This window comes from Streptomyces sp. NPDC040718 (assembly GCF_055593565.1).
The window spans coordinates 212,067-229,092 of sequence record NZ_JBVIXO010000010.1; the positions used below are offsets into that span (position 1 = coordinate 212,067).

A 17,026-nucleotide genomic window follows, 5' to 3' on the forward strand; every position below is an offset into this window, starting at 1 on the left:
GGGCCGTGACTGTACGGGGGATGACGATGTGTCGGCGGAAACATGACGGCCGGAAGGCCGCTGTGGAAAAAGTTTTCCACTGACGCCTATCGAATGACCGTTCGCTGGGAATGCTGCGGATAATCTCCCGCCCCGGCCCGACGTCCGCCATCGGTCCCGGGCGGGCCTTCCGTTCTGAGTCCTCGGGAGGCAACACGCCATGCAGTCAGCCCCCACGCAGTCCTCGGTCCCCAGCCGCCGCGATCTCCTCGCCGGCCTCGGCCTGGCCGCCGCCGCCCCGCTCGTCCTCGGCGCCGCAGCCCGCCCCGCACAGCGCGACCGGTCCTCCCGGCAGGCCGTCCAGGGCGGCCGCACCGTCCTGCTCCGCGCGGCCGCCCTGGTGCTCACCATGGACCCCGGCATCGGCACCGGCCCCCTCGGCGCCGTCGAGAACGCGGACGTGCTGATGCGGGACGGTGCGATCGCCGCCGTCGGCCCGGCGCTGCGGACACCGCCCGGGACCTGGGTGGTGGAGTCCTCGGGAAAGCTGGTGATGCCCGGGTTCGTCGACACCCACAACCACCTCTGGCAGGCGGCGATCCGCGGCGGGTGCACCGACCGGGACCTGTTCGGCTGGTTCCAGGGGTGTACCGACCCCCAGCGCGGCCGCCTGACGCCGGCGGCCCTCCACAGCATCGTGCGGCTCGCCGCCCTGGACGCCGTCCAGTCGGGCGTGACGACGCTGGTGGACTGGGTGGACATCTTCTCGTACGACCTGGTCGAGAGTTACGTACGGGCCCTGGCCGGCACCGGGCTGCGGTTCACCTACGCCATGTACCCGCCGGCGCCCGACGCGGTACTGCTGACGAAGGTGAAGAGGGAGCTCGTCGACCCGGTGCCGCTGGGTTCCTTCCAGGTCGCCACGCACGCGGCGCGGGCCGTCGAGTCCCACAACCGCGCCCACTGGGAAGCCGCCCAGGAGCTGGGGGTCATGCTCAACTCCCACGTCCTGGAACGGCCCGAGCAGCGCGCCGACGACCCGATCGGGGTCCTCACCGACATCGGCGCGATGGGCCCGCGGCTGCTGATCAACCACGCGATCCACCTGACGGACGCGGAGATCGCCGCCGTGGCGGAGCACGACGTGCGCGCGGCCCACTGCCCGCTCAGCAACATGCGGCTGGCCTCCGGCATCATGCGGCTGTCCGACCTGGCGGGCAGGGGCGTCAAGGTCGGACTCGGCCTGGACGGCGGGACCAACGACAGCTCGGACTTCCACGCTCTGATGAAGGCGGCCGTCGGCCTGCAACGCGTCCGCACCACGCGGGCCGGGGTCTTCCCGCAGGTGCCGGACGTGCTGCGGATGGCCACCCTGGGCGGCGCCGAGGCCCTCGGCGTCTCGGACCGGGTGGGCTCCCTGACCCCCGGCAAACGGGCCGACGTCGTGGTCGTCGACCCGGCCGCCCTGAACTTCGCCCCGCGCTTCGACTGGGTCGGCCAGATCGTCTTCAACGGGCGGCCCGAGAACGTCGACGCCGTGTTCGTGGACGGGCGCGCGCTGAAGCTCGGCGGCCGGCTGGTCGACGTCGACACGGACCGCGTCGTACGGGAGGCCGAGGCGGCCGCCACGCGCCTGCGCACGGCCTGACCGGCGGGCGGGGAGGGCGGGGAGTTGTCCTCGCCGGAAACCCTGGAACCGATGCGTCCGCAACCCTTGACGGACCTTCACGGCGCTCACATACTGGCGGCCAAATCGATTTGGCCAAATCGATTTGGCGCCTTCTCGGAGCCGGATCGCGGCCAACGCCGGAGCGAGCCGAACGGAGCTCGAACGTGTCCAGTCCCAGCACTCTCCCCCACCCCGTGGACCAGTCCCGCCCACTGAGCCGGATCCTCCTGTTCGGTGTCCAGCACGTCCTCGTCATGGCGGCCACGCCCGTCTCGGCGATCTTCCTGATGAGCGCGACCCTCCACCTCGATCCCGGACTCACCGTGAACCTGCTCTCGGCGGCCTTCGTGCTCTCCGGGATCGGTTCGCTCATCCAGTCGCTGGGCCCCTGGAAGTTCGGGCCCCGGCTGCCCTTCGTCATGCTGCCCGGCGGGGCCCCGCTGATCCTCTTCCTGGCCATAGCCGAGGAGCACGGCGTACGCACCGCCACCGGAGCGGTGATCATCAGCGCGGCCTTCTACTTCGTCGTCCTGCCGGTCTTCTCCCGCCTCCTCAGGTTCTTCCCCACCCTCGTCATCGGCACGATGATCGTCATCGTCGGGGTCAACCTGGTGAAGGTCGGCGCGCTGCTCGTCACCGGCCGTCCCGGACAGCCCGGCTTCGCCGACCCCGCGAACCTGGCACTCGGACTGGCGACGATCGGCTTCACCGTCGCCCTCTACTGGCTGTTCACCGGCGTACTGCGGCAACTCGCGGTGATGCTGGGCCTGATCGCCGGCAGCGTGCTGGCCTTCGCCCTCGGACGGCTCGACTTCGGCGGCGTCACCGGCGGCGGGATCCTGAGCGCCCCGCAGCTCATGCCGTTCGGCACGCCCGAGTTCCACCTCGTCGCCGCGCTGCCCCTGATGCTGTACGGCCTGGCCTCCATGGCGGAGGCCACCGGCCAGACCGTCATCAACGCCGAGACCGTCGGCAAGGAGATCGATACGCGCACGCACGTGCCGAGGACCATCCGCGGTGACGCCCTCGTCTCGCTCCTCGCCGGTTTCCTCGGGCTGCCGCTGATGGTGACCAGCGGCGAGAACATCGGCATCGTCCGGGTCACCGGCGTGCGCAGCCGGTTCGTCACCGCGGCCGCCGGCGTGGTGCTCGTCGCCATCGGCTTCCTCGCCCCGGTCATCCGCGCCATCAGCGTCATCCCGTCCGCCGTGGTCGGGGGCACCGCCATGGTGGTCTTCGCGGTCATCACCGTGCTCGGCGTCCAGATGCTCGGCAGGGCCGAACTCGACCGGCACTCCAACGCGTTCATCTGCGCCGTCGCCATCGCCCTGGGCCTGCTGCCGATCCTCGTCCCCGGTGTCTACGCGGGGCTGCCGTCCGGCGCGCGGATCCTGCTCGAAAGCGGCGTCGCCGTGGGCGCGTTCACCGCCGCCGTCCTCAACGTCCTCTTCCACCACGTACGGCCCCGGCTGCCCGCCGGCCGCGCCGCGCGGCCCGCCCACTCCCCCGTCGACGCGGGCGGCCCCCGCCCCCTGCCCCATGCCTGACCCTTACGCGAAGGACGAGATGACCGACCCCATGACGTACGACAGCGCCACCCACGTTCCGGCCGCGGACGGCCCGCCGGCCCCCCACCGGCTGGACGCCGACGTACAACTGATCGCCCCCGCGCTCGTGATGACACCCGAGGGGCTGATGGAGCGCTACGCGGCCGTCGTCGCCGACGGCGCCTTCCTGGCCGTCGGGCCGGCCGCCCTGCTGGAACGCGAGCACCCCGGCCTGACCCCGGTCCGGCTGCCCGGACACGTCCTGATGCCCGGGTTCGTGGACGCGCACCACCACCTGACGCAGAGTTTCGGCGCGGCCCTGGCCTTCGGGGAACCCTCCGAGATCTTCAGACGCGTGTGGGTCCCCCTGGAGGGCGCCCTGGACGAGGAATCGGCGCACGTGGCCGCGAAGCTGGCCGCGCTGGAATCCCTGCGGGGCGGGTTCACCACCGTCGCCGACGCGGGCACCCGCGCCCCGGTGGACCTCGACGCCGTGGCGACCGCCACCGCCGGGGCCGGCATCCGCTGTGTGCTGGGGCTCGTCTGCAACGACGCCGACGGCGCCGGCCGCGCCGACGGGACCACCGCCCTGGCCGCCGCCGAGAAGCACCTCGCCCGGTACGCCGGCACGGAGCTGGTGCACCCCTCCCTCGCGGTCTCCGTCCCCGACGCCGCCACGGCGACGACGCTGCGGGACACCGCCCGGCTCGCCGCCGAAGCGGGCACCGTCGTCCAGATCCACGTGAACGAGCACCTCGCCGCCGTCGAAGGCTCCCTCGTCCGGCACGGGCTGCGCCCCCTGGAGTACCTGCGCGAAGCCGGCGCCCTGGGACCGCAGTTGCTGGCCGCGCACACCACCCTGGTCACCCCGTCCGAGCTGACCATGCTCGCCGACACGGGCACCGCGGTCAGTTACAACCCGGTCGCCAGCGCCTGGAAGGGCAACGCCGTGGCACCGGCGACCACCATGGCCGAACGCGGGATCCGCTTCGGCCTCGGCACGGACGGCACCCGGGGCGACGCGTTCCGCCTCGCCGATGCGGCCGAGTTCGCCCAGCGCCTCGCCTACGGCCTGGCCACCGGGGACTCCTCCTGCGGCGCGGGCTGGTCCTGGCTGGACCGCGGGGGCGCGGGCGGTGCCGACGCCGTCGGCCTCGGAGCGCTCACGGGCCGGATCGCCGCCGGGGCGGCCGCCGACTTCCTGCTCGTCGACGTGAGCGGGCCGGAGATGCGGGCCTCCTGGGACCTCCCCTGGGAACTGGTCCGGCGCGGGAACCGCGACCAGATCACCGCGGTGTTCGTGGCCGGCCGGCTGCGGATGTGGCGGGGCCGGGCCGTCGGCTGGGACGACTCCGCGCTCGTCGAGCGGGCGGCCGAGCTGGCCGCGGAGGTGGTCGGACGGGCCGGGGTGACGCGGGTCCACCCCACCTCCACGCAGGCCCGGGCCGGGAGCGCCGGACGGTGAGCGCCCAGGCGGTGGCGGTCCTGGCCCTGGTGGTGGCGGCCGCCGCGTTCGTCCAGGGCACCAGCGGCCTCGGATTCGCGCTGGTCGTCGCGCCGGTGGCCGGGCTGATCGATCCTTCCCTGCTCCCGGTGTTCGTCCTCGCGTCGATGATCCCGCTGAACGTGTACGTGGCCTGGCGCGAGCGGCGGTCACTGGACCTGCGGGGCGCGGGATGGATCACGGCGGCCCGGCTGGCGGCGACCCCGGGCGGGCTGGCGCTGCTCTGGGCCGTGCCGGAGCAGCGGCTCGGCGTGGCCGTCGGCGTGGCCACCGTACTGGCCGCGGCGGTGAGCCTGGCGGCCCCGGCCTTCGTGCCCGGCCGGGCGGCCTATGTGGGGGCGGGGGTCGTCACGGGGCTCACCGAGACCGCGACCGGGGTGGGCGGTCCGCCGCTGGCCCTGGTCTACCAGCACCGCCCTCCGGCGGAACTGCGGTCCACGGTCGCCCTGTGCTTCCTGATCGGCGAGGTGGTCTCCCTCGCCCTGCTCCTCGCGACCGGGCGGGGCACCCCGGCGCAACTGGGCTGGGCCGTACTGCTGCTGCCCGCCCTGGCCGCCGGGGCGTGGCTGAGCCGGCTGGCGCACCACCGGGTCGACGCCGCGCGGATGCGCCCCCTGGTCCTGGGCTTCGCGCTCGTCTCCGGTGCGGTGCTCATCCTGGCGCCGTGACGCGCAGGGAGGAGGCCCGCGCGATGACGCGGGGCTCGGGCGGCCCCGCGACGGCGGCGTCCTCGCCGCGCAGGCGCGCCAGGAGCAGTTCCACGGCGTCGGTGGCCGCCCGGTCCAGCTGGAGGTCGACGGCCGTCAGCGGGGGTTCGCAGGTCCGGGCGCGGGGGCCGTCGTACCGGGTGGCCACCAGTACGTCCTCGGGGACGCGCCGGCCGCTGTCCCGGATCGCGCGGACCGCGCCAACCGCGAAGACGTCCACGAGGGCGCACACGGCGTCGGTCTCCGGGTGTTCGGCGAGCAGGGCGGCGCAGCTGTCGTACCCGGCCTGCTCGCCGCCCTCCTCGGGGGCGGTGGCCACCAGGGCGGGCCAGCCCCCGGCGGCCGCGGCGCGTTCGTACGCGGCGCGGGCGTCGACGGAGGAGTGGCGGGTGCCCGCGCCGATGAGGAGCGCGGGCCGGCGGGCCCCCTGCTCGCGCAGGTGCTCCAGCAGCAGTTCGGCGACCCGGCCGCCGCGCAGATCGACGTACGGGGCGTCCGCGGGCGAGCCCACCTCGCGGCCGAGCGCGACGTACGGCAGCCCCCGCTCGCGCAGCTGCGCGACGGCCGGGTCGTCCTCACCGGGCTCGACCACGATCGCGCCGTCGATGTCGAGGGAGTGCAGCGCGGCTCCGGACCGCACGGGCGGGACCAGGACGAGCGCGTAGCCGTGCATCATGGCGCGTTCGGCCGCGGCGGCGGCGATCTCCATGTAGAAGCCGAGCCGGGAGGGGCCGGCGGCCACCGAGAAGGGCATCGAGGAGGCGAGCGCGATGGCCTTGGCCTGTCCCTGGCGCAGCCGCTGCGCGCGCAGGTTGGGCCGGTACCCGAGTTCGGCGGCGGTCCGCTTGATGCGTTCACGGGTCCGGGGGTCGACCTTGCCCAGCCCGTTCAGGGCGTGCGACACGGTCGTCGGGGACACCGAAGCGGCCCGGGCGACGTCGGCGATCGTCGGCGGTCGTCTGCGGGTGCCGCCGGCGGGAGCGGCACCGGTACCGGAACCGGGACTGGACATCTGTGCGGGCGCTCCTCGCTCGATCGGCCGGGACGGTGCCATCTTCGCCGACCCGCCCGGCGTCCTCCAGCCCCGGCAGCAGGGGAAGGGGCGAACGAAGTGCCGATTGACGAATCCGGACGGCCCTCGTGATCAAACGGCCATTGCGCCCGTTCACCGTGAAAGCCCTTGCTCCAAGGGCGATTTGACAGCGCAGACGGTGAAGGAAGAGGGGCGTCCGTGTCCGAGAGCTTGGCCGATGTCATCGAGGTCGCCGGGGGTGAGCTCCGCTTCCTGCGGAAGCTGCTCGCGGACGCCGGGGAGAACGCCTGGGAGAGGCTGCTCGAATGGCTGATGGACGACTGGTTCCGACTGGACGTCCTCGGGCTGGAGAACATCCCCGCCGACGGGCCGGCGGTGCTCGTCTCCAACCACTCCGGCGCGTGGGGGCTGGACGCGTTCGTCCTGCAGAAGGCTCTGGTCCGGTCGCTGCGGCGGTCCTTGCACGTGCTCGCAGCGCCGTTCGTCTTCGGTCTGCCGGTGCTGGGTCCGTACGCCGCGAAGAAGGGCGCCGTGCCCATCGACCCGAGGGCGGCGATGAAGCGCCTGGGCGACGGTGAGCTGATCGCCGTGTTCCCGGAGGGGGTTTCCGGGCTGGAGAAACCGTTCCGCGAGCGCTACCGGCTCCAGCCGTTCAACCCGGGCTTCGCCGTGGCCTCCCTGCACACCGGGGCGCCGATCATCCCGGTCAGCGTGATCGGGGCGGAGGAGTCCTCCCCGAGGTTCGGGGAGGTGCCGGCCCTGGCGAAGCTGCTGCGCGTGCCCTACTTCCCGCTGACCTCGCCCTTCCCGCTGCCGGTGAAGTGGCTGATCACCGTCGGCGAGCCGATCGCGCCGCCCGAACGGCCCCGGGGCCACGGCGCCCGCTCGGAGGCCGCCCGGCGGCTGTGCGGTGAGGTGCAGGACACGGTGCAGGGCATGGTCGAGCGGGATCGCGGACGGCGGGACGCCCTCGCGCGGTAGCCGTCTCAGCCTCCGAGGCGGCGGGCGGCCGCGCGGACGTCGGCGGCCGCGCGGCCGCACCGCTCGGCGTGCTCCAGCAGCCGCGCCCGGAAGCGTTCGCCGGTCTCGTCGCCGTTCCACCCCGTCTCGGCGGCGCAGGCGGCGAGGCGGTGCGCGTGCCGGTCGAGGCGTTCGGCGCCGGCGCGGGCGAGCACCGCGTACGAGGCGGGGGTGGCGGCCCGTGCGGCCGGCGGGACGGCGCCGGGGGCGGGGTGGGCGAGCAGCAGGGTGTGCGGGGCGAGGGCGTACGGGATGCGGTCCGGGGTGAGGACCGGGGACAGCAGGGCCGGCCGCCCGGCATCGGTGAAGTACCGGACGACGGCCTCGGCGACCTGCACGGCGAAGGCGGAGGCCGTGCACCGGGTGGCGGAGCCGCACAGCGGCGAGGGCCCGTCGTGCCGCGGGACGCCCGGGCCGGGGCCGTCCGCGCTGTCCTCGGCGTCCTGGAGCCAGCCCGGAGCGGCGAGGATCTCGGTCCCGGCGTCGACGGCGAGTCCCTCCCACACGAAGCGGGTCCGCACCGGGTGGACGGCGGCCTCGACGGGCGGGAAGCGGCCGAGGGCGAGCGCCACGGCCGCGGCGGGGCCGCCGTCGGCACCCGGTACGCCGACGGCCGTGAGGGCGAGCGCCTGGAGCGCGGTCGTGACGGCCGCCTCCGAGACCACGGCCAGGGTGTGGGCCAGCGCCTCGCCCGGCCCGCCCTCCGCGGCCGGCGGCGCGGCCTCCGTGCGGGCGGCGGGGACGGCGGGCCCGGCCGCCGGGCCGCGGACCAGGCCGGCGGCGACGGAGCCCGGGGCCGGGTCGGCCAGGTAGGGGGCGAGCCGGCGGCTCAGGGCGGCGGCGCGGCCCTCGTACGCGCGGCTTCCCGCGGCTTCGGCCGTCCGCGCCAGCACCTCGCTCAGCAGGGTGTCGTCGGCGGCGGCCGCGCCCGCCACCACCCGGCGGGCGGCGCGCAGCAGGCCGGGGCGCCAGGCCTCCCAGGGCAGTGCGTGGTCGTCCCGGCGGGCGGCGGCCACCCGCTCCAGTTCCCCGGCCAGCGCTCCGGCGAGCGCGGCGGCGGTCGGGACGGCGTCGGGCGGGAGCGGGACGTGGGGGTGCAGGCCGTGGCGCCGTCCGGCGGCGTCGAGCCGGACTGCGGGGCCCAGCGCGTGCGACGCGGCGCCCTCGGCGAGGAGTCCGGCAGTCTCGGCCGGGCCGAGGGGGACGAGGAAGGTGCCGAACGGGGTGCGGAGCCGGACCGGACGCCCGGGCCGGGTGCGGCGCAGGTGCGCGAGGACCCCTCGGGCGGCGCCCTCGCGGGTCAGCGAGTCCAGGCCCAGGGCGCGGGCGGGTGCGTCCGCCCAGGGCAGGCGGTGGGCGAGCATGGCCGCGCCGAACACCGCGTTCTCCAGCGGCCCGGCGGTGGCGGGGGTGGTCATCGGGGGTCGGTCTCCCTCGGGTCGCGCGAAGGCACGGGCAGGGGCGGGCACAGGAGTGGGTACGGGGCGGCGGGCACGGGGTGGGTCACCTGTCGCGCAGCCTGTACGGCTGGTTCGCGGTGATGTCGCCGTCGTAGCACCGGATCAGCGCGTTCACCTGTGCGCGGTAGGGGGACAGCTCGCCGCGCAGGCTGTCCGAGTAGGCCTGCGGGGCGTGCGAGAGCGGGTAGTCGTACGTCTCGTCAAGCCAGGCCAGTTCCAGCCAGCCGTCCGGGGTCTCGTGGGGCGAGGCCGGGCCGCGGCCGTCCAGCATCGGGATGACGTCGTGTTCGTTCACCAGGCTGATGACGCGGGTGGTGTGGTCGGCGGGCACCTTGCCGTCGATCGGGGAGCCGAGCGCGATGACGTGGGTGATCCGGTACTCGGAGGAGACGTCCGCGTCGGCGGCCAGGTTCATCGCGGTCAGCCCGCCGAGGCTGTGGCCGACCAGCATCAGCTCCGATCCGGCCGGCACCCCGGCCCGGAGCAGGAGCTTCTTCGCCGCCCGGGTGTAGGTGGTGTCGGTGCGCAGGAGGCCGTCGAAGGCGCCGACCAGGTCCTGCGGGGTGCTGTTGCGGAGCCGGGCGAAGCTGGTTCCGGGGAGCAGCAGCACGTGCCGGACGGCACCGTCCGCGCAGGCGACGCGGCGCAGCAGGACCAGTCCGTGGTTGCCGAGGGCTCCGATGTCGTTGACGTAGCTGACGATGTCGTTGCGGGAGGTGCCGAGGACCTTGGCGAGGATCGGGTCCGGGTCTGCGCGCTCGGCGCGGCCGGGACCGGGGTTGAGGTACGCGAGCAGGGAGCTGGGCAGGCCGAGGAGCGGGTCGGTGGTGGGGACGCCGCCCGCGAGGGTCACCCAGGAGAACTCGTCGTTGACGGGGTTCTCGTCCAGCAGTCCGGTCAGCGCGAGCAGCTCCATCACCACGGGGCTGATGGTGGTGATGGCGCGGGTGACGCCCAGCCGTTCCACGAGGGCGTGCAGGGCGCGGACGGCTTCGAGCCGGTCCCCGGCGACGACGGCGCGGGTGAGCCTGCGGGCGTGGGCGGAGTCGAGGTTGGGGTGGGCCGTGGTGGCCGCCTCGATGCGCAGGGCGAAGGCGTCCACCGCCATGGCCACCGCCGCCGGCCGCCGGCGGGTCATGGTGCCCGCGATGCGGGCGGCTTCGCCGATGGGGCCGCCGTTGGCGCCGAAGCCGAGACCCGCCGGGCTGGTCAGGGCGCGTACGCAGGACAGTGCCGTGCCGAGGGCCCAGGCGGGGCGGCGCAGGGCCTGCAGGGAACAGCGTGCCCCGGTCAGGGCTCCGGTGAGGCCGGCTCCTGCCTGCCTGGCGGCCAGGGCGGCTTCGGCCAGCAGCACGGAGGCGGAGATGAGGAGTTCGGCGTCGGTGCGGGTCCCGGCCGGATCCGGTGCGGCGGGTCCGGCGTCCGGGGCGGCGGGGTTCGAGGTGCCGCGGTTCGAGGTGCCGCGGTTCGAGGTGCCCGAATCGGCGGTGCCCGAATCGGCGGTGCCGGGGTTCGCGCTGCCGGGGGCGTCCTTCCGGTGCCCGTCGGAGAGCTGCCGGGCGGGGTTCCCGGTCGCCTGTGACGTCACGTGCCAACCTCTCGTCGCATGACCGCTGTTCGCGACGCATGGTGGCACCGAACGCGGGAGCCTCCGGCGCACCGGGGGTGCCCGTCGGCGCACGACCCGGATCCCAGCGCCGGCGCGCGCCCCGCAGGCGCTGGGATCCGGGCACCCGCGACACCTCCCGCGGTTCGCCGGATCCGGGGGATGAACGCCGCGTCCCGCGGTTGACGGGGAGGTCAGCGCAGGGATTCCCGCGGGGGCCGTTCGCGCAGGGCGCCGTAGCCGATGAAGTAGGCCGGGACGCGGTTCAGCCAGCGGGACTCCGTGACCAGTTCCGTCATGCGCTTGGCGCGGCGGGGGTCGCCGAAGGCGGTCCGGCCCGCCAACAGGGGTTCGATGACCTGGGCGTGGGCCAGGCGTTGGAGGCCCTGGGTCAGCACGGTGGTGGGCCAGCGGCGCAGTTGGACGCGGCGGACGTCGTGCAGCCCCACGGTGCCCCCGCGCAGCGGCCGCACCAGGTGCCGGGCCGCGGCCACCGCGTCCTGGACGGCCAGGTTGATGCCGATGCCGAAGACGGGCGACATGGCGTGGGCGGCGTCGCCGATGCACAGCAGCCCCGGACGGTGCCAGCGGCGCAGCCGGTCGAGGCGTACGTCGAGCAGCTTGACCTCGTCCCAGGAGGTGACGGCCCCGGCCCGGTCGGCCAGCCACGGCGCGGCTTCCGTGAAGCGGGTCATGAAGCGCTCCAGCCCTTCGGCGCGGCGCTCGGTGTCGGTGCCCTTGGGGATCAGCGCCGCGCACTGCCAGTAGTCACCGCGGTCGATGAGGGCGGTGAAGAACCGGTCGCCCAGGCCGCCGACGAGCCCGCTGGGGTCGTCCTCGCGGCGCGGCAGGCGGAACCACCAGGCGTCCATGGGGCAGGGGAAGCCCTCCAGGCCGAGTTCCGGCAGGGCCCGGGCCAGGGAGCCGCGTCCGTCGCAGGCCACGGTCAGGGTGGCCCGCAGTTCGCCGGTGCGGCCGTCTGCGGTGCGGTAGCGGACTCCGGTGACCCGGCCGCGCTCCATGAGGAAGGAGGTGGCCCCGGTGTCCATGCGCAGCCGGAAGGAGGGTTCCTTGCGGGCTTCGTCGGCGAGGAGGTCGAGCAGGTCCCACTGGGGCACCATCGCGATGTAGTTGTACTTCCCGGGCAGCGCCGCGATGTTCCCGACCGTGACCAGGGACCGGTCCGCGCCGAGGGGCAGCTGTACCGAGGACACCCGGCGCTGCGGCAGCCGGGCGAAGCCTTCGGCGAGGCCGATGTCGTCGAGGAGCGACAGGGTCGAGGGGTGCACGGTGTCGCCGCGGAAGTCGCGCAGGAAGTCCCCGTGCTTCTCCAGCACCGTCACCTCGACCCCGGCCCGGGCCAGCAGCAGCCCCAGCACCATGCCGGCCGGACCGCCCCCCACCACACAGCACGTCGTGCGTTCCACAGCAGCCACAGCAGCAGCACACCCCTTCGCGGGAATTCCGGCGGGCCCCAGGAGACGTATACCGCACGGCGGCGGTGGGGAACGGCAGCGGCGTGGCCGGTGGCGCGACGCGTCCCCGGCTCCCGAGGTGACGACCCACAGGTAGGTGACTAGCATGGACAGGAGACGGCCGCCATCGCGGGAACGGGCCTTTCGCCCGCGGTGATTCACACGGCCCTTGGAAGCGCGATCCGGCCCCCAGGTCCGCGGCTCGAACAGCCGCGTTGACGGCGGACGCGTCCTCCGACACACGTTCATCGGGCGAAGGCAGAACTCCGTGAAGTGACGGAAGGAGGCCGACGGCACTCCGCGCCGTATGAGCGGCGCAGTTACCAGAAGGGTTTTGAACCATGCGAGCACTGAGAGTGAAGCGGCTCTTCGCGGCGTCCGCGATCGGAGTCCTCATGGCCGGCGGCGCCGCCATCGGCGCGGCGGGTACGGCCTCCGCGGCGGTTCCCACCCAGACGGTCGCCGTGAGCCACGGTGGCGGCGGTTGGGACGACGACCACGGCCACGGCTGGTACGACGACGATGACGACTGGGGCGGAGGGTACGGCGACGACTGCTGACGGGTGACCGCCCGAGGCACTGCGCGGACCGCCGAGCCGACGGTCCGCGCAGTGCCGTGTCCGCGTGCCGGGCCGCCCCGGCGCTCACCGGGCGGATCGGCCCGCGGGCGGTGCGGCGGCCGTCCGGCGCGCGGCGGGGCTCAGGGCCGCGTACTCCAGGGGGGCGGACGGGTCGATGGACACGTCCGGCGGCGCCGGATCCGCTCCGGCCCGCACGAGCAGGTCGCCGACGGCCGCGATCATCGCCCCGTTGTCGGTGCAGAGCGTCAGCGGCGGCACCCTCAGTTCCACGCCGGCCGCCGCGCACCGCTCCTCCGCCAGGGCCCGCACCCGCGAGTTGGCCGCGACGCCGCCCACGACCACGAGGGTGCGCACGCCGTGCTCCCGGCAGGCGGCCAGCGCCTTGCGGGTCAGCACGTCGGCGACGGCCTCCTGGAGCGAGGCGGCCCCGTCGGCCAGCGGAACCTCCCGGCCGCTCTGCCGGTGGCGTTCGGCCCAGCGCGCGGCGGCGGTCTTCAGGCCGGAGAAGGAGAAGGCGTACGGGTCGTCGCGCGCCCCGGTCAGCGGGCGCGGGAAGGCCACCGCGCGCGGGTCGCCCGCCCGGGCGGCACGGTCGATCGCGGGCCCGCCGGGGTAGGGCAGTCCGAACACCCGGGCCACCTTGTCGAAGCACTCGCCGGCCGCGTCGTCGACGGTGTCGCCGAGGTGCAGGATCGGGTCGCGCACGAGGTCCCGTACGAGCAGCAGCGAGGTGTGCCCGCCCGACACGATCAGCACCACGCACGGGTCGGGCAGCGGCCCGTGCTCCAGGGCGTCGGCGGCGACGTGCCCGGCCAGGTGGTGCACCCCGTACAGCGGCACCCCCGCCGCGTACGCGAGCGCCTTCGCCCCGGCGAGCCCCACTTGGAGCGCGCCCGACAGGCCCGGCCCGGTCGTGACGGCGACGGCGTCGAGGTCGCGCGGCCGCAGCCCCGCCCGGTCCAGGGCCTCTTGGACGACGGGGGTGAACGCCTGGAGGTGCGCACGGGCGGCGATCTCGGGCACGACCCCGCCGAAGCGGGCGTGCTCGTCCATGCTGGACGCCACGACATGGGCGAGGAGCCGCCCGCCGGACACGATTCCGGCCCCGGTCTCGTCACACGAGGACTCGATGCCCAACACCACCGGAGCGGCCACGCCGGCCCCTTTCACACAGGACTCGCTGTTGCACGTAATGTGCAACAAGATACCCGTGGTGCCGGAGGCTCCTCGAACGCCGTGGCCTGGGGTGGCGGGTGCAGCTGGTTCGCCCCGTCCGCCAGGCGGGATGCGTCGTAAGAGGTAACCCGGTGGGAATCCGGGACTGCCCCGCAGCGGTGAGCGGGAACGACCGCCGTCATACGCACTGGGACCGGACAACGGTCCTGGGAAGCGACGGCCACCACACGCCGCCGGGTCCCTCAACCCGGCCGCGACACCGGGTCCCTCGGCGGCCCCGGTCGTATGTGCGCCGCCTCCGCCCGGAGTTCCGTGGCGGGGTGCCCAAGCTGTGATCAGCGACTCATCCGCTTGGTCCAAAGGCCCGCGGGGTTGTAGCGTCACGGCGACATAAAGACATAGCGACGACGGCGAGACGGAAGTCCGGTGTGAATCCGGCATGGTCGCGCCACTGTGTGCTGCGGCGGCTCCCCTCCCCGGGGTGGCGGCGCGGCGAGTCAGACCCGAGGACCGTCGTCCCGCACCACCGTATGGGACGCGTTGTTCCCCGAGGAGGTTCCACCATGGCCGAGGCTCTCGCTTCCGCTGCCGTATCCGCCCCCGCCCTCTCGCCGTCGGCTCCGCTGCCCGTCAAGGCCGTGCTGCCCTGGGCGCTCTTCGTCGGGCTGCTGATGCTCGTGGCCCTGTACTTCGTCGGCGCGGAGCAGGGCGCCACCGCCGTGTTCTCCGGCGAGGGCGTCCACGAGTGGGTGCACGACGGCCGTCACCTGCTCGGCTTCCCCTGCCACTGAAAGGCGCACGCACCATGTACGCCTCCACTGTCAGAGGTCTGCTGGTCCGCGGCATGCTCGCGGGCCTGATCGCCGGACTGTTCGCCTTCGCCGTCGCCTACGTGGTCGGTGAGCCGCCGGTACGGGGCTCCATCGCCGTCGAGGAGGCCGCGGCCGCCAAGGAAGCCGCCCCCGCCGGGCACACCGGTCACGGGGGCGCCGCCCCCGCCGCCGCGGAGGAGGAGGAAGAGCTCGTCAGCCGGCCCGTCCAGTCCACCGTCGGCCTCGCCACCGGCGTGCTGGTCTACGGAGTCGCGCTGGGCGGCATCGCCTCCCTCGCGTTCTCCTTCGCCCTGGGCCGTGTGGGCGGGTTCAGCGCCCGGGCCACTGCCGCCCTCACCGCCGGGGGCGCGTTCGCGCTGGTCTACCTGGTGCCGTTCCTCAAGTACCCGGCCACTCCGCCGGCCGTCGGCAACCCGGACACCATCGGCCAGCGCACCACGCTGTTCTTCCTGATGATCCTGCTCAGCGTCCTGCTGGGTGTCGGCGCGATCGTCCTGGGGCGGCGCCTGGCACCGCGCCTGGGCAACTGGAACGCGACCCTGGCGGCCGGGGCGGGCTTCGTCGTCGCGACCGGGCTGGCCTTCCTGGTCCTCCCGGACAACACCGACGCCGTCAAGGCCGAGTTCCCCGCAGCCCTGCTGTGGGACTTCCGGGTCGCCTCCATCGCCGTCCAGCTCGTCCTGTGGACGGTGTTCGCCGTCGTCTTCGGCGTCCTCGCCCAGCGGCTGCTGGCCCACCGCACCGATGCCGCCGCTGCGGAGGCGACGGCCGCCCGGCCCGCGTCGGCCCTCGTCTGACCGTACGCCGCGCACAGCGCAGAGCCCTGCCGCCCCGGACCTCCGGGGCGGCAGGGCTCTGGCGATTCCGCCCGGAGCGTCAGCCCGCGGGCCGGGCGTCGCCGCCCGTGAGGCCGGCGCGGACCTCGCGTGCGGCGGCGACGAGGTTCTCCAGGGATGCGCGGGTCTCCGGCCAACCGCGGGTCTTCAGGCCGCAGTCGGGGTTGACCCACAGCCGCTCTGCCGGGATGGCCTCCAGGCCGGTGCGCAGCAGGCCGGCCGCTTCCCGGGTGCCGGGGACGCGCGGGGAGTGGATGTCCCAGACGCCCGGGCCGGCCTCGCGGGGGTAGCCGTGGGCGGCGAGTTCGCGGGCGACCTGCATGTGGGAGCGTGCGGCTTCCAGGCTGATGACGTCGGCGTCGAGGTCGTCGATGGCCTGGACGACGTCGCCGGGGTCAGGGGCGGCGCAGGCGGGGGGCCAGGGCCGCCATCGCCGCCATCAGCGCCGGCAGCACCAGCATCGCCCACCGCAGGGTCGCCGCCTCCGCCAGGGCGCCGATGACCGGGGGGCCCGCGAGGAAGCCGACGTAGCCCACGGCCGAGACGGCGGCGATGGAGGAGCCGGTGTGCCCGGGTCGCAGGGCGGCCGCGTGGGCGAAGACGAGGGGGATGACCGCGGCCATGCCCAGGCCCAGCAGGGTGTAGCCGATGAAGCCCGCCGTCGTCGTCGCGGCGAGGATCGGGATCAGGGCGCCGGCGCCCGCCACGACGGCGCACAGGAAGGTGAAGCGGGCCGTTCCGAGGCGGGCGCGCAGCCGGTCGGCGGTGAGGCGGCCGATGACCATGCCGGCGGAGAAGACGGCGTACCCCAGGCCCGCCGCGCCGGCCGAGGCTCCGGTCTCCTCTTTCAGGTACACGGCGCCCCAGTCGTTGACGACCCCCTCCCCCATCAGGGCGCAGAACGCCACGAGGCCGGGGATCCACAGGCCCGGTCCGGGCAGGGCCAGCAGGGGGCCGCTCCTGGAGGGGCCCCCGGCCGGCGGCGGATCGGGGGCGAGGGCCGTGGCCGCCGTGCCCGCCACCACCAGCAGGACGAGGGCCGTCACCGTGAAGTGGGCGCGGATGCCGATCCCGGCGGTGGCCGCGAGGCCGCCCGCCGTGGCGCCGGCGATGCCGCCGAGGCTGAACATGGCGTGGAAGCCGCCGAGTACGGGGCGGCCGTAGGCGCGTTCGACCAGGACGCCCTGGGTGTTCATCGCGACGTCGACGGCCGTGTTGCCGCACGAGAACACGGCCAGGGCGGCCGTCAGTACGGCGAGGTTCGGGACGAGGGGCAGGCTCGCGAGCGCGGCCAGGTAGGCGGCCATGCCGGTGCACAGGACCTTGCGGCTGCCGTACCTGGCCACCAGCCCGCCGACCAGCGGGAGCCCGGCGAAGGCGCCCCCGCTCAGGCCGACGAGGGCCACGGCCAGTTCCCCGGCGGACAGGTCCAGGCGGCTCTGGACGCCGGGTACCCGGGCCGCCCAGGTGGCGAAGGCCGCTCCGGTGACGAAGAAGACCGCGCAGACGGCCAGCCGCATCGTCCGCGGGCTCCGGCTGCGGTCACGGCCGGGCGGTGCCGTGCGGCCGCCGACGGTCCCGGGCTCGTTGCGCATCTACG

Annotated in this window: 14 protein-coding genes, 1 pseudogene and 1 riboswitch; of the genes and pseudogenes, 8 read left to right on the plus strand and 7 right to left on the minus strand. The window is 74.8% G+C overall.

Annotation, left to right across the window (positions count from 1 at the left end; all coding sequences use genetic code 11):
* Window positions 1–199 precede the first annotated feature (199 nt).
* The 4 genes from ACZ597_RS24810 to ACZ597_RS24825 all read left to right on the plus strand — a co-directional run bounded on the left by ACZ597_RS24810 (window position 200) and on the right by ACZ597_RS24825 (window position 5,367).
* Window positions 200–1,627: an amidohydrolase family protein gene (locus tag ACZ597_RS24810; protein ID WP_471333977.1), complete on the plus strand. Its 1,428-nt coding sequence runs from the start codon at window positions 200–202 to the stop codon at window positions 1,625–1,627.
* A gap of 185 nt (window positions 1,628–1,812) precedes the next feature.
* Entirely contained in the window at window positions 1,813–3,195 is a 1,383-nt protein-coding gene (locus ACZ597_RS24815; RefSeq protein ID WP_471333979.1) for a uracil-xanthine permease family protein, read from the plus strand.
* Entirely contained in the window at window positions 3,188–4,660 is a 1,473-nt protein-coding gene (locus ACZ597_RS24820) for an amidohydrolase family protein (RefSeq protein ID WP_471333981.1), read from the plus strand. The genes ACZ597_RS24815 and ACZ597_RS24820 overlap by 8 nt, the downstream gene beginning before the upstream one ends.
* On the plus strand, window positions 4,657–5,367 hold the full coding sequence (locus tag ACZ597_RS24825; protein WP_471333984.1) for a sulfite exporter TauE/SafE family protein: 711 nt from the start codon (window positions 4,657–4,659) through the stop codon (window positions 5,365–5,367). Before ACZ597_RS24820 ends, ACZ597_RS24825 begins: the two co-directional genes overlap by 4 nt.
* Here the strand turns inward: ACZ597_RS24825 and ACZ597_RS24830 are convergent.
* On the minus strand, window positions 5,351–6,418 hold the full coding sequence (locus ACZ597_RS24830; RefSeq protein ID WP_471333986.1) for a LacI family DNA-binding transcriptional regulator: 1,068 nt from the start codon (window positions 6,416–6,418) through the stop codon (window positions 5,351–5,353). The genes ACZ597_RS24825 and ACZ597_RS24830 overlap by 17 nt on opposite strands.
* 219 nt (window positions 6,419–6,637) lie before the next feature.
* On the opposite strand from ACZ597_RS24830, the gene ACZ597_RS24835 reads away from it, so the two are divergent.
* Window positions 6,638–7,420, plus strand: coding sequence for a lysophospholipid acyltransferase family protein (locus tag ACZ597_RS24835; RefSeq protein ID WP_471333989.1), 783 nt, complete (start codon window positions 6,638–6,640; stop codon window positions 7,418–7,420).
* A 5-nt stretch (window positions 7,421–7,425) separates the two neighbouring features.
* Here the strand turns inward: ACZ597_RS24835 and ACZ597_RS24840 are convergent, their stop codons facing one another.
* The 3 genes from ACZ597_RS24840 to ACZ597_RS24850 form a co-directional block, all read right to left on the minus strand.
* Entirely contained in the window at window positions 7,426–8,877 is a 1,452-nt protein-coding gene (locus tag ACZ597_RS24840) for a proline dehydrogenase family protein (protein ID WP_471333991.1), read from the minus strand.
* Window positions 8,878–8,962: 85 nt separating this feature from the next.
* Window positions 8,963–10,507, minus strand: a complete 1,545-nt coding sequence (locus ACZ597_RS24845; protein WP_471333993.1) for a lipase family protein — start codon at window positions 10,505–10,507, stop codon at window positions 8,963–8,965.
* A gap of 212 nt (window positions 10,508–10,719) precedes the next feature.
* Window positions 10,720–11,952, minus strand: a complete 1,233-nt coding sequence (locus ACZ597_RS24850) for an FAD-dependent oxidoreductase (protein ID WP_471333995.1) — start codon at window positions 11,950–11,952, stop codon at window positions 10,720–10,722.
* 389 nt (window positions 11,953–12,341) lie between these two features.
* Here ACZ597_RS24850 and ACZ597_RS24855 point away from each other — a divergent pair, with 389 nt between their 5' ends.
* Window positions 12,342–12,560 (plus strand): hypothetical protein, encoded by a 219-nt coding sequence (locus tag ACZ597_RS24855; protein WP_471333998.1) that lies wholly within the window; start codon window positions 12,342–12,344, stop codon window positions 12,558–12,560.
* Between the two features lie 84 nt (window positions 12,561–12,644).
* Here ACZ597_RS24855 and tsaD read toward each other — a convergent pair whose 3' ends face one another.
* Window positions 12,645–13,724: a tRNA (adenosine(37)-N6)-threonylcarbamoyltransferase complex transferase subunit TsaD gene (gene tsaD / locus ACZ597_RS24860; protein ID WP_471334124.1), complete on the minus strand. Its 1,080-nt coding sequence runs from the start codon at window positions 13,722–13,724 to the stop codon at window positions 12,645–12,647.
* Between the two features lie 155 nt (window positions 13,725–13,879).
* Window positions 13,880–14,005: riboswitch (cobalamin riboswitch) on the plus strand.
* 315 nt (window positions 14,006–14,320) lie between these two features.
* On the opposite strand from tsaD, the gene ACZ597_RS24865 reads away from it, so the two are divergent.
* Both ACZ597_RS24865 and ACZ597_RS24870 read left to right on the plus strand, forming a co-directional pair.
* Entirely contained in the window at window positions 14,321–14,548 is a 228-nt protein-coding gene (locus ACZ597_RS24865) for a CbtB domain-containing protein (protein WP_125814294.1), read from the plus strand.
* Between the two features lie 14 nt (window positions 14,549–14,562).
* On the plus strand, window positions 14,563–15,387 hold the full coding sequence (locus tag ACZ597_RS24870) for a CbtA family protein (protein WP_471334002.1): 825 nt from the start codon (window positions 14,563–14,565) through the stop codon (window positions 15,385–15,387).
* A gap of 79 nt (window positions 15,388–15,466) precedes the next feature.
* Here the strand turns inward: ACZ597_RS24870 and ACZ597_RS24875 are convergent.
* Window positions 15,467–15,817 (minus strand): annotated as a pseudogene (locus ACZ597_RS24875) (5-methyltetrahydropteroyltriglutamate--homocysteine S-methyltransferase); the annotation flags it as partial.
* A 4-nt stretch (window positions 15,818–15,821) separates the two neighbouring features.
* On the minus strand, window positions 15,822–17,021 hold the full coding sequence (locus ACZ597_RS24880; protein WP_471334005.1) for an MFS transporter: 1,200 nt from the start codon (window positions 17,019–17,021) through the stop codon (window positions 15,822–15,824).
* Between the last annotated feature and the right edge of the window lie 5 nt (window positions 17,022–17,026).

Coding starts and splice junctions, on each gene's coding strand:
- ACZ597_RS24855 (WP_471333998.1), top strand. CDS start 12,342: ATGCGAGCACTGAGAGTGAAGCGGCTCTTCGCGGCGTCCGCGATCGGA.
- ACZ597_RS24810 (WP_471333977.1), top strand. CDS start 200: ATGCAGTCAGCCCCCACGCAGTCCTCGGTCCCCAGCCGCCGCGATCTC.
- ACZ597_RS24830 (WP_471333986.1), bottom strand. CDS start 6,418: ATGTCCAGTCCCGGTTCCGGTACCGGTGCCGCTCCCGCCGGCGGCACC.
- ACZ597_RS24840 (WP_471333991.1), bottom strand. CDS start 8,877: ATGACCACCCCCGCCACCGCCGGGCCGCTGGAGAACGCGGTGTTCGGC.
- ACZ597_RS24880 (WP_471334005.1), bottom strand. CDS start 17,021: ATGCGCAACGAGCCCGGGACCGTCGGCGGCCGCACGGCACCGCCCGGC.
- ACZ597_RS24865 (WP_125814294.1), top strand. CDS start 14,321: ATGGCCGAGGCTCTCGCTTCCGCTGCCGTATCCGCCCCCGCCCTCTCG.
- ACZ597_RS24870 (WP_471334002.1), top strand. CDS start 14,563: ATGTACGCCTCCACTGTCAGAGGTCTGCTGGTCCGCGGCATGCTCGCG.
- ACZ597_RS24820 (WP_471333981.1), top strand. CDS start 3,188: ATGCCTGACCCTTACGCGAAGGACGAGATGACCGACCCCATGACGTAC.